13 protein-coding genes and 1 pseudogene are annotated in these 12,013 nt (G+C 66.4%); 5 read left to right on the forward strand and 9 right to left on the reverse strand.

All coding sequences use genetic code 11. The annotated features are described in order from the left end of the window. Window position 1: 1 nt before the first annotated feature. Window positions 2–891, reverse strand: a pseudogene (locus tag ACWW36_RS11855) (N-acetylglutamate synthase, CG3035 family). Between the two features lie 6 nt (window positions 892–897). Further along, entirely contained in the window at window positions 898–1,491 is a 594-nt protein-coding gene (locus tag ACWW36_RS11860; protein WP_456141723.1) for a peptide deformylase, read from the reverse strand. A gap of 135 nt (window positions 1,492–1,626) precedes the next feature. Here ACWW36_RS11860 and ACWW36_RS11865 point away from each other — a divergent pair, with 135 nt between their 5' ends. From ACWW36_RS11865 to ACWW36_RS11885, 5 genes are read left to right on the forward strand one after another with little or no spacing between them, the layout of a single operon-like run. Next, the gene (locus ACWW36_RS11865; protein ID WP_456141724.1) at window positions 1,627–1,935 is read left to right on the forward strand and encodes a DUF3263 domain-containing protein; all 309 of its coding nucleotides are present in this window, start codon (window positions 1,627–1,629) and stop codon (window positions 1,933–1,935) included. 42 nt (window positions 1,936–1,977) lie between these two features. Beyond that, window positions 1,978–2,439, forward strand: a complete 462-nt coding sequence (locus ACWW36_RS11870; protein ID WP_456141725.1) for a LytR C-terminal domain-containing protein — start codon at window positions 1,978–1,980, stop codon at window positions 2,437–2,439. Window positions 2,440–2,449: 10 nt separating this feature from the next. Then, complete coding sequence (sodC, locus tag ACWW36_RS11875) at window positions 2,450–3,136, forward strand: superoxide dismutase[Cu-Zn] (RefSeq protein WP_456141726.1); 687 nt, start codon at window positions 2,450–2,452, stop codon at window positions 3,134–3,136. Next, window positions 3,117–4,250: a glutamate--cysteine ligase gene (locus ACWW36_RS11880; protein ID WP_456141727.1), complete on the forward strand. Its 1,134-nt coding sequence runs from the start codon at window positions 3,117–3,119 to the stop codon at window positions 4,248–4,250. The genes sodC and ACWW36_RS11880 overlap by 20 nt, the downstream gene beginning before the upstream one ends. 2 nt (window positions 4,251–4,252) lie before the next feature. Beyond that, the gene (locus ACWW36_RS11885; RefSeq protein ID WP_456141728.1) at window positions 4,253–4,888 is read left to right on the forward strand and encodes an LON peptidase substrate-binding domain-containing protein; all 636 of its coding nucleotides are present in this window, start codon (window positions 4,253–4,255) and stop codon (window positions 4,886–4,888) included. Here ACWW36_RS11885 and ACWW36_RS11890 read toward each other — a convergent pair. From ACWW36_RS11890 to ACWW36_RS11920, 7 genes are read right to left on the reverse strand one after another with little or no spacing between them, the layout of a single operon-like run. After that, window positions 4,885–5,778 carry an SAM-dependent methyltransferase gene (locus tag ACWW36_RS11890; RefSeq protein ID WP_456141729.1) on the reverse strand — a complete coding sequence of 298 codons (894 nt, stop codon included), beginning with the start codon at window positions 5,776–5,778 and terminating at the stop codon, window positions 4,885–4,887. The two genes, ACWW36_RS11885 and ACWW36_RS11890, sit on opposite strands and share 4 nt — an antisense overlap. Continuing rightward, the gene (gene mnhG / locus ACWW36_RS11895) at window positions 5,765–6,127 is read right to left on the reverse strand and encodes a monovalent cation/H(+) antiporter subunit G (protein WP_456141730.1); all 363 of its coding nucleotides are present in this window, start codon (window positions 6,125–6,127) and stop codon (window positions 5,765–5,767) included. Before mnhG ends, ACWW36_RS11890 begins: the two co-directional genes overlap by 14 nt. Further along, window positions 6,124–6,411: a monovalent cation/H+ antiporter complex subunit F gene (locus ACWW36_RS11900; protein ID WP_456141731.1), complete on the reverse strand. Its 288-nt coding sequence runs from the start codon at window positions 6,409–6,411 to the stop codon at window positions 6,124–6,126. Before ACWW36_RS11900 ends, mnhG begins: the two co-directional genes overlap by 4 nt. Then, window positions 6,408–6,947: a Na+/H+ antiporter subunit E gene (locus tag ACWW36_RS11905; protein ID WP_456141732.1), complete on the reverse strand. Its 540-nt coding sequence runs from the start codon at window positions 6,945–6,947 to the stop codon at window positions 6,408–6,410. Before ACWW36_RS11905 ends, ACWW36_RS11900 begins: the two co-directional genes overlap by 4 nt. Window positions 6,948–6,975: 28 nt before the next feature. Further along, on the reverse strand, window positions 6,976–8,571 hold the full coding sequence (locus ACWW36_RS11910; RefSeq protein WP_456141733.1) for a Na+/H+ antiporter subunit D: 1,596 nt from the start codon (window positions 8,569–8,571) through the stop codon (window positions 6,976–6,978). Beyond that, a complete protein-coding gene (locus tag ACWW36_RS11915) occupies window positions 8,568–9,038 on the reverse strand; it encodes a Na(+)/H(+) antiporter subunit C (protein WP_456141734.1) in 471 nt (156 codons plus the stop codon). Before ACWW36_RS11915 ends, ACWW36_RS11910 begins: the two co-directional genes overlap by 4 nt. Further along, complete coding sequence (locus ACWW36_RS11920) at window positions 9,035–11,917, reverse strand: Na+/H+ antiporter subunit A (RefSeq protein WP_456141735.1); 2,883 nt, start codon at window positions 11,915–11,917, stop codon at window positions 9,035–9,037. The genes ACWW36_RS11915 and ACWW36_RS11920 overlap by 4 nt, the downstream gene beginning before the upstream one ends. Window positions 11,918–12,013: the final 96 nt, after the last annotated feature.

Consider the following 12,013-nt stretch of genomic DNA (forward strand, 5'->3'; position numbering starts at 1 on the left):
GCTACAGGCTACGGGCGTCGACGTATCGCGAGCGGTGGTGAACGGAAAAGCCCATCGCCTCATACAGCGCGATCGCCGCGGCGTTGTTGACGAGCACCTGCGTGTAGGCGCGGCTCGCACCGCGCGACGCGCCCCATGCCAGCAGCGCCGCACACAGCGTCCGTGCCAAGCCGCGACCCCGGGCCTCCTCGACGACGTGCACCGCCGAAAGTCCGACCCAGCGGGTGCCGTCCGGAGCCGAAGTGACCGCGCCTCGTCCCACCGCAGCCTCCGCGGTCGTCGCGAACACGACCTCGCCGTCGACGACCGCCGTCAACACATCGATGGGCACCTCACGCCGGTACAGACGCAGCCACTCGGCGTCGGGCTCAACCGCCATGGTCACCTCGCCCCGGACGCATCGGCCGGCAGATCGATTGTCATGACTAGGTTTTCGGCGTCAGTAGGGACGCCCGGTGGCACACGGAACAACCGGTCCGGCGTGGCCACCAGCGCAGGAACGTCGCGCGCTGTATACCACTCCACAATCGCCCGAACATCTGCACCCGTCGAAACATTCAGCGGCACGGCCGAATTCGCGCGTCGAGTACTGCCATGGCCGAAGCGCAGCAGCCAGCCGTCGACCCACTCCTGCTCGACGCCCGGCCATGCCATCGCCGCGGCATGTTCGAGGTTGCGGATGTCGGAGGTGCGCACCGGCGCGGCGGCCAAACCTTTGATGGTCACCACATCCGAAACATCGATGTCCACGACGTCACCGCGTTTGGTGCGCACCCGCAGCGTCGCCCCGACGTCAACCACGTGGCCGATCACGTCGGTCAGCGGGGGCACCGATCCGGCCGGCAGCCGGTACCGCACCACGACCCGACTGCCAACCGCGGGCAGCTCCACGACGGCCTAGTGGCCGAACGGATCGGGATCCTCGCCGGGCATCCACGAAAGCCCGGGCGTTCCCCAGCCGTGCGACTTCACCGCCCGCTTCGCGCTGCGGGCGTGGCGTCCGACGAGCCGATCCAGATACAGGAACCCGTCCAAGTGGCCGGTCTCATGCTGCAGCATCCGCGCGAAGAGGTCGGTTCCCTCGAGGGCGATCGGTTTGCCCTCGGCGTCCAGGCCGGTCACTCGGGCCCACTTCGCCCTGCCGGTCGGGAACGACTCCCCTGGCACCGACAGGCAGCCCTCGTCGTCGTTCTCGGGGTCGGGCATGGTCTCGGGCACCTCGGAGGTTTCCAGTACCGGGTTGACGACGACACCGCGGCGGCGCGCCGTGCGGCCGCGCTCGTCGGCGCAGTCGAAGACGAACACGCGCTTCGACACGCCGATCTGGTTTGCGGCCAACCCAACTCCGTTGGCAGCATCCATCGTGTCGTAGAGATCCTTGATCAAGTCCGCCACATCGGCCGGCAGCGAACCGTCATCGGCGACGGGCACTGGCTCTGTCGCGGTGTGCAAGACGGGATCTCCTACGATGCGGATGGGTACGACGGCCACGGGGGAAGCTTAAGTCGGCAATCATCACCGCCCGACTCGCGGGGCTAGCTGACGCCGCAGCCTCCGACCCCATGGTTGAATGTTCGCCGAAGCACAAGGATGTTATTTCTAGTGTCGGAAGGGTCCAGGAGCGATATGGACGGCGCCATCGCGCGGACTGAGCAATCCGGAGACGACTCTGATCTCAGTGATGGGCTGACCCGCCGCGAGCACGACATCTTGGCGTTCGAACGCCAGTGGTGGAAGTACGCCGGGTCCAAGGAAGACGCGATTCGGGAACTGTTCTCGATGTCGGCAACCCGCTACTACCAGGTGTTGAACGCTCTTGTGGACCGCCCTGAGGCGCTGGCAGCGGACCCGATGCTGGTCAAGAGGCTGCGCCGGCTACGTGCCAGCCGGCAAAAGGCGCGCGCCGCGCGGAGGCTCGGCTTCGACGTCACCTGAGCTTTCGGGCTTGGGCGGCCCAGCTAGATACAGTGGGCGGTAATGAACCAGCGTGATTCTTCCGGGCTGCCCCTGCGCGCCATGGTGATGGTGCTCCTGTTTTTGGGCGTGGTCTTCCTGTTGGTCGGCTTCCAGGCCATGGGCTCGGGCGACGACTCCGACGGCGGATCGTCAATAGCCACGTCGACGATCACCACGACATCCACACCGACGTCCTCGTCTCCGGCGCCGGCGAAAGCCGACGTGCGGGTCTACAACATCTCGTCGACCGAAGGTGCCGCCGAAGGGGCCGCCAACCGACTGCGCGAGGCGGGCTGGAATGTCACAGAGACCGGCAACCTCAGCCTTCCGGAAATATCGGCGACGACGGTCTTCTTCAGCGACGCCGCCGGCGAGCGTGAGGCCGCCAACGAGGTGGGCAAGTTACTGTCGGCGCCGGTACAGCCGCGGGTCCCGGAATTGACCGAGCAACCGCCAGGCGTGGTCGTAGCGGTCACCGGCTAGGCTCTTGCACATGCTCAAGTCCGTCGCTGCTGCCGCCATCTTCGCCATTCCCGTCGTCGCGTTGAGCGCATGCAGCCCTAACGAACCCGTAGCCACCCAGCCCGGCACCACGCCGTCGATTTGGACCGGCTCACCGTCGCCGTCAGCATCGCCGACCGAGGGCCAGAACGAGGCAAAGGGCGAGAAGCTCACCGCCCAACTGAAGAAGGCCGACGGCACCACGGTGGCCACCGCCGACATCGAGTTCACCGGCGGCTATGCGACCATCACCGTGCAGACCACTGGGCCGGGCGCGCTGGCGCCGGGCTTCCACGGCCTGCATATCCATTCGGTCGGAAAGTGTGAGGCCAACTCCGTTGCGCCGACCGGCGGTGCGCCAGGCGACTTCAATTCCGCGGGTGGACATTTCCAGGTCGCCGGGCACACCGGGCATCCCTCCAGCGGCGACCTGACCTCGTTGCAGGTCCGCGAGGACGGCACTGCGAAGTTGGTGACGACGACCGACGCCTTCACCGCGGCCGACCTGCTCGGCGGCGCCAAGACCGCGATCATCATCCACGAAAAAGCGGACAACTTCGCCAACATCCCGCCGGAGCGGTACCAGCAGGTCAACGGCGCTCCTCCGCCTGACGAAACCACCCTGAACACCGGCGACGCCGGAAAGCGCGTGGCCTGCGGTGTTATCGGCACCGGTTAGCCGTCACATCGACTTCGCCGGCTCACCCCGGCCGACCGTTGGTGTCGAGTGGGAGTTCGCCCTCGTCGACGCCGAAACCCGCGACCTGTCCAACGAGGCCGCTGCAGTCATCTTGGAACTGGGCGAGAACAACCCGCGTGTGCACAAGGAACTGCTGCGCAACACCGTCGAAATCGTCACCGGTGTCTGTGATTCCACGCCGCAGGCGATGGAGGATCTGCGCTCGACATTGGTGACCGCGCGCAAGATCGTGCGCGACCGCGGCATGGAGTTGTTCTGCGCCGGCACGCACCCGTTCGCGCAGTGGTCGGCCCAGAAGCTGACGGATGCACCTCGCTATGCAGAGCTGATCAAGCGCACGCAATGGTGGGGACGCCAGATGCTGATCTGGGGTGTGCATGTGCACGTTGGCATTTCGTCTGCACACAAGGTGATGGCGATCATCACGTCGCTGCTCAACCATTTTCCCCATCTATTGGCACTGTCGTCGTCATCGCCGTTCTGGGCCGGAGAGGACACCGGTTACGCGAGCAACCGCGCGATGATGTTTCAGCAGTTGCCGACGGCGGGTCTGCCGTTCCACTTCCAGACGTGGTCGGAGTGGGAAGGCTTCGTCCACGACCAGAAGAAGACCGGCATCATCGACCACATGAACGAAATTCGCTGGGATATAAGGCCTTCGCCGCATCTCGGCACAATCGAAGTGAGGATCTTCGACGGCGTCTCGAACCTTCGTGAGCTCGGAGCACTTGTCGCGCTGACGCATTGCCTGATCGTCGACTTGGACCGCCGCCTCGACGCCGGCGAGCAGCTGCCGACGATGCCGCCGTGGCATGTGCAGGAGAACAAATGGCGCGCCGCACGATACGGCCTGGACGCGGTCATCATTCTGGACGCCGACAGCAACGAGCGTCTGGTCACCGAGGATCTCGACGAGCTGCTGAACCGGCTTGAACCGGTGGCGAAATCGCTGCATTGCGTCGACGAGCTGGCGTCAGTGTCCGACATCTACCACTCGGGCGCGTCATACCAGCGCCAGCGCAGGGTCGCCGAGGAGCACGACGGTGATCTGCGTGCGGTGGTCGACGCGCTGGTCGCCGAACTGGTCATCTAGCCGTGGCGGTCGTGCCGATGTTCCCGCTCGAGGTGGCGATGCTGCCCGGAGAGGAATTGCCGTTGCGGATCTTCGAGCCGCGTTATGCCGCGCTGGTGCAACGTTGTCTGGCCGCCGAGGACCCGGCGTTCGGTGTGGTGCTGATCGCCGCGGGCCGGGAAGTGGGCGGCGGCGACACCCGAAGCGACGTCGGAGCGCTCGCACACATCACCGAATGTGCCGACTTCGGCGACGGCCGCTACCGGCTCAAGTGCGTTATGGGACAGCGGATCCGGGTGCTCGAGTGGCATCCCGACGACCCGTACCCCCAGGCTGCGGTCGAGCTGTGGCCCGACGAGCCCGGTGAGGCGGTCGACGTCGAGGCGATCCGCGACGTCGAGGGCCGCATGATGGCGCTGTTCGAACGGATCGCCGCGGCGCGGGGTGCGCAGGTGGACCCGCGTGACATCGTCGTGGGCGCCGATGCATCCGGTGATGCCGCACTGTGGCTGTACGCGTTGGCTTCCCGCGTGCCGATGGGCCAGGCCGACCGGTACGCGGTGTTGGCTGCACCGACGGTCGCCGCTCGACTGGCCGCGCTCAGCGAGGCAGTCGACACCGTGACCGCGATGGTGGAGTTTCAGCTGTCGGGCGACTAGCCCGTCAAGTGACCTTCGACGAATGCCGTGCGGGGCGACACGTCGTCGACCTGACCCGGCTTGCAGCGGCCATACCGGGTCATCAGGTCGGCCGCCTCGATGGACGTCACTTCCCAACCGCGCTCGCCAAGCCAACCGGCGACGTCGGTACGGTCTTCGATGTACCACAGATCCGCAGTGTCGGGTCCCTCGGCGTCCTCGCCGGCCTCCTCACGCAGCCGACGCAACTGTTCGCGGCGGCGTGCGAGATAGTCGCGATCGAAGAAGCCGGCGCCGAACGATTCGACCGCGACGCGGCTGCCATGGGCACTGAGTTCGTGAATGCGCTCGAACAGTAGGTCCTGGCCATCGGCGGGCAGATAGGGCAGCAGCCCCTCGGCAGACCACGCGGTGGCGATCGTGGGATCGAACCCCGCGTCGCACAACGCTTTCGGCCAATCCTGCCTCAGGTCGACGGGCACGGCGACATGAAGAGCCGCCGGGTCTTGTTCGCGAAGCGTCTCCGCTTTGAACGCCAGCACCTTGGGCTGGTCGATCTCGTACACCACGCTGCCGTCTATCCATGGAAGCCGCCATGCCCGCGCATCGAGTCCGGCTGCCAGGATGACCGATTGCTCGATTCCGTTGGCGCCCGCGGCGATAAAGAACTCGTCGAACCATTTCGTGCGCGAGGCGGCGTAACCGGAGATGGACCGGATCCGCTCGAGCATGTAGGCGGGCGGGAGTTGCCAGCCGCGCTTCACGGCCGCATCGACGAACACCTGCGCGTACGGATCGCTGAAGAGTGGGCACTCAGAGGTCATCTCCTGCGATCGCGACCATGCCACTCCAAGCGCGGTCTGGCCCACACCCTCGGTGATGTCCCAGCTGTCGTCCTCAGTCCGCACCATTGCCGCGGGGTTCCCTGTTTTCGGCAAACTCATGCATATCGTCGCGGGCCAGTAAGTCGTCGCGAATGTTTTGCTCTCGATAAGCCAACTGGCCGACCCGGTTGGCCACCACCGGCGCGGTGATCACGGTGAACAATCCGGTCAGAATGATCATGCCGACGTCGATATTGCCGCGCAGCCGGATCGCGGCACCGGCCAGCACCAGCAGCAGCCCCAGCACCTGCGGCTTGGTTGCGGCATGCATCCGCGTGAGGGCGTCGGGGAAGCGAACCACGCCAATCGCCGCGGTGAGCGAAAGTGTCGACCCGCCGAGCACCAAGACGGCCGTCGCGACGTCCAGGACGTTCATCGGGAACTCCTTGTGCGGTAAGGCTTGTCGGTGTCAGGCACCCTGAACCGCGCAACGCTGACCGAGCCGACGAAGCTGATCAGGGCGAGAGCAGTCAGCCCGTACGTCACCGTGGTGTCCAAACTGAACGCCGCCCACGTGCCGATCGAACACATCGTCACCGCGACGAGCGTGTCCAGGGCCACTAGCCGGTCCAGCGTGGTCGGCCCGGCGAGCAACCGAATCATGGTGATGGCCGCCGCCGCGCCGAGCATCACCGCCGCGATGATCCAGACCGTGTTCATCTGCCCTCCTCCGTCTTGTCCGCCGAGGGACGCCATTCAGCGGTGCGCTCAAACGTCGACACCAACAGCCGTTCGATCCGTGACACCTGGCGGTAGAACCGGTCGACGGCCTTTTGCGAGCCCACGTCGATGACGTGCACATAGATCATTCGCCGCACCTGGTCGATCTCGAGGACGATCGAACCCGGCGTCAGAGTGAGGATGTTGACGGCCAGCGCGAGCACCAGGTCCGACTTGATGTCCAGATGCGCCCGCAGCACCGCACTGCGCGGCGGTGAACCAGGGCGGATCGCCAGCCACACCACGTGCATCGACGACATCACCAGCTCGTAGGCGACCACCGCGATCAGCACCAGCAGCGACACGGGATGTACCCGTCCCTCGACGGGCACCGCGGGCAAGGGGAGTAGCACCGTGATCATCACGGCGATGGCCAACCCGCTGACGACGTTGGCTACGGAGACCGTGCCCCACAACAACATCCAGACCAGAATCAGCCAGCACAGCACCCAAACCCGAAGCGCCGCGGCCCTCATCGCTGCCCTCTGCTCTTCGCGCAAGCGCTCATCGCTGCCCCACTACGGCCGAAATGTATTCACCGCGGTCGAGTATCTGGTCGGCCGCCCGTTCGCTGTAGGAGAAGATCGGGCCGGCCATTACGGTCAGGGTCAGGCCGACGGCGATGAGCGCTCCCGTCGGCGCCACCATGCCGGCCGGCATCCTGCCGACGTCCTCGCGGTGCACGAGCTCGATGTCCTCCAGGTCCTCGAGCAGCGCAACCGGGCCTGCGGCGGCGAGATGACCCTCCGGCGCGTCCTCCCGAGAACGCCAGAACGCCTTGGTCCAGACCCGTGTCACCACATACAGCGTCAACAGACTGGTGAGCACAGAGCCGCCGACGAGCAGCCATGCGAGCACCGAACCGTTCTGCGCGCCGGCCTCGAGAAGCGCCACCTTGCCGATGAACCCTGAAAACGGTGGGATGCCACCAAGATTCAGCGCGGGTACCACGAAGACGAAGGCCAGCAGCGGACTGGCGGCGGCCAGCCCCCCGAGCCGCTGCAGCGTCGACGCACCGGCCTGGCGTTCGATCAGCCCGACCACCAAGAACAGTGTGGTCTGCACCAGAATGTGATGGGCCACATAGAAAATCGCTCCTGCCATCCCCAGCGGGCTGGACAGCGCGATACCGAACACCATGTAGCCGATGTGGCTGACCAACGTGAACGACAGCAGTCGTTTGATGTCGCTCTGCGCGATCGCGCCGAGGATACCGACGAGCATCGTCAACAGCGCCGCCACCAGCAGCACATGGTCAAGGCCGCCGCCGGGAAACAGCAGCGAGTGCGTCCGGATGATCGCGTAGACACCAACTTTCGTCAGCAGACCGGCGAACACCGCGGTGACAGGAGCAGGGGCCGTTGGATATGAGTCCGGCAGCCACGCCGACAGCGGGAACACCGCGGCCTTGATCCCGAACGCGACGATCAAGAACGCGAAGAGGGCCCCGCGAGTCCCCGACGGCACACCGTCGAGCCGCATCGCCAGCTCCGCCATGTTCAGTGTGCCGGTTGCCGCATAGACCATTGCGATCCCGGCCAAGAAGATCAGGGACGACACCATCGACACCATCACGTACGACGTGCCCGCGCGCACCCGCTCCCGGCTGGCACCGATGGTCAGCAGCACAAAGCTCGCCGTCAACAACACCTCGAACCCGACGAACAGATTGAACAGGTCTCCTGCGAGGAACGTGATGCACACACCGGCGGACAGCACCAGGTAGGTGGGCAGGAAGATCGACACCGGCTGGCGTTCGTCCCCGTCGCGGATACCCTGTCCGATCGCGTACCAGACCACGGCCACCAGGACGATCGACGAGACGAGCAACATCATCGCCGAAAGCCGGTCCACCACAAGCGTTATGCCAAGCGGACCCATGCCGGCGTGGCTGACGCCCCAGCCGCCGACGTACGTCACGAGCGTTCCGTGTCGATCGGCCAGGTACACAAGCAGGGCGCACACCACCACGACAGCTGTCAGCGCGAGCAGCGTGATCGCGCGCTGCAACCGCGGCCTGCGACCGGCGAACAGCGTGAGCGCGGCGGCGACCAGTGGTATCAAGACGGGCAGCGGCGTCAGCGACAAGGCAGGTGTCATCGCGAGCCTTCGTAGCCGGGAAGCGCGTCGAGCTCATCCGGTGCGTCGGTGTCCCTGCTCGGTTCAGGCTGCAGCCGATCCTCGTCGAGGGCCGTTGCTTCTTCGGCGGCCAGCTGTGCCACCCGGGCGTCTTCCTCGTCGACTCCGATCTCATCGGCGGTGGTCAATCGATACGAGCGGTAGATCAGCGCAAGCACGAACGCCGCGACCCCCATCGTGATCACGATGGCCGTCAGGATCATGGCCTGCGCCAGCGGATCGGCGGTGACCGTCTCGCCATTGCTGGTGCGCCCCCGCACCGGCGGATTGCCCGACGGCCCACCTGCGACCAGGATCAGAAGGTTGACCGCGTTGCTGAGCAACAGCAGCCCGAACAACATTCGGGTCATGTTGCGTTCCAGCAGCAGGTAGACCCCCGCGCTGGTGAGCCCGCCGATGATGATGAGCGGAACGATGTGGACCGTCATCGCTTGAGCTCCGCTGCCCGGCTGGCGGTCTGTTCGGATACCTCGACATCGACCCGGGCGCCGAGGCTGCGCAGGACGTCGAGCACAAGCCCGACGACGATCAGATACACGCCGAGATCGAAGAACAACGCGGTGACGAACTTGACGGTGCCCAGCACCGGGACGTCGACCTCGATCAGCGCCGAAGACAACGCCGGTGCGCCGAGCATCAAGGAGGCGACCGCGGTGCCCGCGGACAGGCTGAGGCCGGCGGCCAGGATTTTCCCGGCGTCCAGCGGCAGCGTCTCGCCGAGCTCGTAACGCCCGCCGGCGAGGTAGCGCAACACCAGCGCCAGACCCGCGGTCAAACCACCCGCGAATCCGCCGCCCGGTGTGTTGTGTCCGGCGAAGAAGAAATACGCCGACAACACCATGATCAGCGGAAAGATGATGCGGGTCGTCACCTCGAGGACAAGCGACCGGTGGCGCGGGTCGCGCAATTCGCTTCCACGCAGCCAGGTGATCTCACCAACCGCGGGGCTCCTGGCATCCGCTCCGCTGACATCGGAACGGCCCGCGTCGGCTACCCGTGGAGCTGCACCAAAACGCCTGTGCCGGAACACCATTGATGCGACACCCGTCGCCGCCACCAGGAGCACGGAGATCTCGCCCAGGGTGTCCCATGCGCGAATGTCGACCAGGATCACATTGACCGTGTTGGCGCCGTGACCGCGGAAATACGCTGCGTCCGGCAGCAATTCGGCGATGGGCGTGCCGGTGCGGACCGCCATCGCGAAGACGCCGATCGTCGTCACGGTTGCGCCGACCGCCAGTGCGAGCACCGCACGCGGCAGCCGGCGACGGTTGACGTCGTCGCTCGTCGTCTCGGCAGGAAGAGTGCGCAGCACGAGCACAAAGATCACCAGCGTCAGCGTCTCCACCAGAAACTGCGTCAACGCCAGATCCGGTGCGCCGTGAAACGCGAAGATCGTGCCGCAGCCGTAGCCGGTGACGCCGACCAACAACAGTGCGGCCAGGCGGTTGCGCATCACGGTGGCGCCGACCGCGGCGGCAAGGATCAGAAACCCGACGACGGCCTGTAGCGGTGAGCCCCACAACGCGAACTGTGGGCGGCCGCGGGCACCGAACGTCAAGACCAGCGTGGGCACCAGAACAAGGGTCGCGAGGATCACCGACTGCGTCGCAGGGATCGAGCCGCGCTGGGTGAAGGCCGTCAGCCGCACCGCCAGCAGATCGGCACCGTGAAGCACGGCGTCGTAGATGCGGTCGGCGTTGCCCAGCGGCGTTCGGACCGTGCGCAGCCGCCGCAGCCGGGCTCTGGCGAAGTACGCCGCTGCGCCGAGGGCGAGGACGAGCGCCGACAGAAGCAGCGGTGCGCCGACGCCGTGCCACAGCGCGAGGTCGTAGCGGGCCCCGCCGGGCACGGTGTCGGCGTATGTGTGGAGCGCTTCGTCGAGCGGCGTCGGCCACAGTCCGAACAGCAGGCCGGCTGCAGCCAAAATGGCCGGGGCGGCAAGGAAACTGGCGGGCAGCTCGTGCATCTCGGCCACCCGGGTGCTGGGTTGCGGTCGTCCCTTGCCGCCGAAGGCGCCGAGCAGGAACCGCAGGCTGTAGATCGTGGTGAACACGGCGCCGAGCACGATCCCCGCGAGCACGTAAGGGGCTGCGGCGCCGAGCGCCGGGCTGTGCGCGACGGTTTCGAAATCGGCTTCCTTCGCGACGAAGCCGAGGAACGGCGGGACCGCGGCCATGCTTGCCGTCGCGGCGGCGGCGATGAGCAGCAGCGGTCGGTGGCGCTGCCCGAGCCCCGCCAGCCTGCGGATATCACGGGTGCCGGTGGCGTGGTCGATGACGCCGACGACCATGAACAGCGAGGCCTTGAACATCGCGTGCGCGCAGAGCATGGCCAGCCCCGCCAGCATCAGGTCGCCCCCGCCGGCACCGACCATCACGGTGATCAGCCCGAGCTGGCTGACCGTGCCGAACGCCAGGATCAACTTCAGGTCGTATTCGCGCACCGCGCGCCAACCGGCCAGCAGTGTGGTCAGTACGCCGAGGATCACCACTGTCGGTCGCCACGGCGGCTCGTCGGCAAAGCCGGGCGTCATCCGCGCGATGAGGTAGACGCCGGCCTTGACCATCGCCGCGGCGTGCAGGTAGGCGCTGACCGGTGTCGGCGCCGCCATCGCACCGGGGAGCCAGAAGTGCATGGGCACGATGGCCGATTTGGCAAGCGCGCCAACCAGAATCAGCGTCACAGCGATCGACACCATCTGTCCGGTCGGGGCCGCCGCGATCAATTCGGACAGCAGATAGGTGCCGGTCTTGTTGCCCAGCATGACGATGCCGACCAGCATCGCCAGCCCGCCGAACGTCGTCACCAACAGTGCTTGCGTTGCCGCGCGGCGGCTGGTGGCGCGTTCGGCGTAGTGGCCCACCAGTAGGAACGACAGCACGGTGGTGAGCTCCCAGAACACGTAGAGCACCAGCATGTTGTCGCTGACGACCAGTCCGAACATCGCGCCGGAGAAGGCGACCAGCTCGGCGGCGAAACTCGGCAGTCGCTTCTCGGTGTGGCCGTCGTGATGGTGGAAGTAGTCGGCGCAATAGAAGAGGACGAGCGCGCCGATGCCCAGCACGAGAACGCCCATGATCGCCGAGAGCGCGTCGAAGCGCAGCGTGATGTTCATCGACAAAGCGGGCAGCCACTCGATGTTGGCCGTCGCGGCGTGACCCGATCCCGGCCAGTTCAGCGCGACCCAGAGCAGCGATGCCAGCGGGACCAGCGCCAGGGGATAGAACGCCATCCGGCCCCACCTGTACACGAGCAGCGGAGCGACGGCCGTCGCTACGGCGTGCGCGAACAGGATGGCGAGCATGGCACTCCGGATCTCGTGCGGGTCGGCGATGAGCCGTCGGGCGAAGAGCAGATAGCGGGGTGTCAGCCGGTGTCAATGGCTTTGGTTTAACGCCAG

This window comes from Mycobacterium sp. MMS18-G62 (genome assembly GCF_053877835.1).

Coding starts and splice junctions, on each gene's coding strand:
- ACWW36_RS11865 (WP_456141724.1), top strand. CDS start 1,627: ATGGACGGCGCCATCGCGCGGACTGAGCAATCCGGAGACGACTCTGAT.
- ACWW36_RS11870 (WP_456141725.1), top strand. CDS start 1,978: ATGAACCAGCGTGATTCTTCCGGGCTGCCCCTGCGCGCCATGGTGATG.
- sodC (WP_456141726.1), top strand. CDS start 2,450: ATGCTCAAGTCCGTCGCTGCTGCCGCCATCTTCGCCATTCCCGTCGTC.
- ACWW36_RS11890 (WP_456141729.1), bottom strand. CDS start 5,778: ATGGTGCGGACTGAGGACGACAGCTGGGACATCACCGAGGGTGTGGGC.
- mnhG (WP_456141730.1), bottom strand. CDS start 6,127: ATGAACGTCCTGGACGTCGCGACGGCCGTCTTGGTGCTCGGCGGGTCG.
- ACWW36_RS11900 (WP_456141731.1), bottom strand. CDS start 6,411: ATGAACACGGTCTGGATCATCGCGGCGGTGATGCTCGGCGCGGCGGCG.
- ACWW36_RS11905 (WP_456141732.1), bottom strand. CDS start 6,947: ATGAGGGCCGCGGCGCTTCGGGTTTGGGTGCTGTGCTGGCTGATTCTG.
- ACWW36_RS11910 (WP_456141733.1), bottom strand. CDS start 8,571: ATGACACCTGCCTTGTCGCTGACGCCGCTGCCCGTCTTGATACCACTG.
- ACWW36_RS11915 (WP_456141734.1), bottom strand. CDS start 9,038: ATGACGGTCCACATCGTTCCGCTCATCATCATCGGCGGGCTCACCAGC.
- ACWW36_RS11920 (WP_456141735.1), bottom strand. CDS start 11,917: ATGCTCGCCATCCTGTTCGCGCACGCCGTAGCGACGGCCGTCGCTCCG.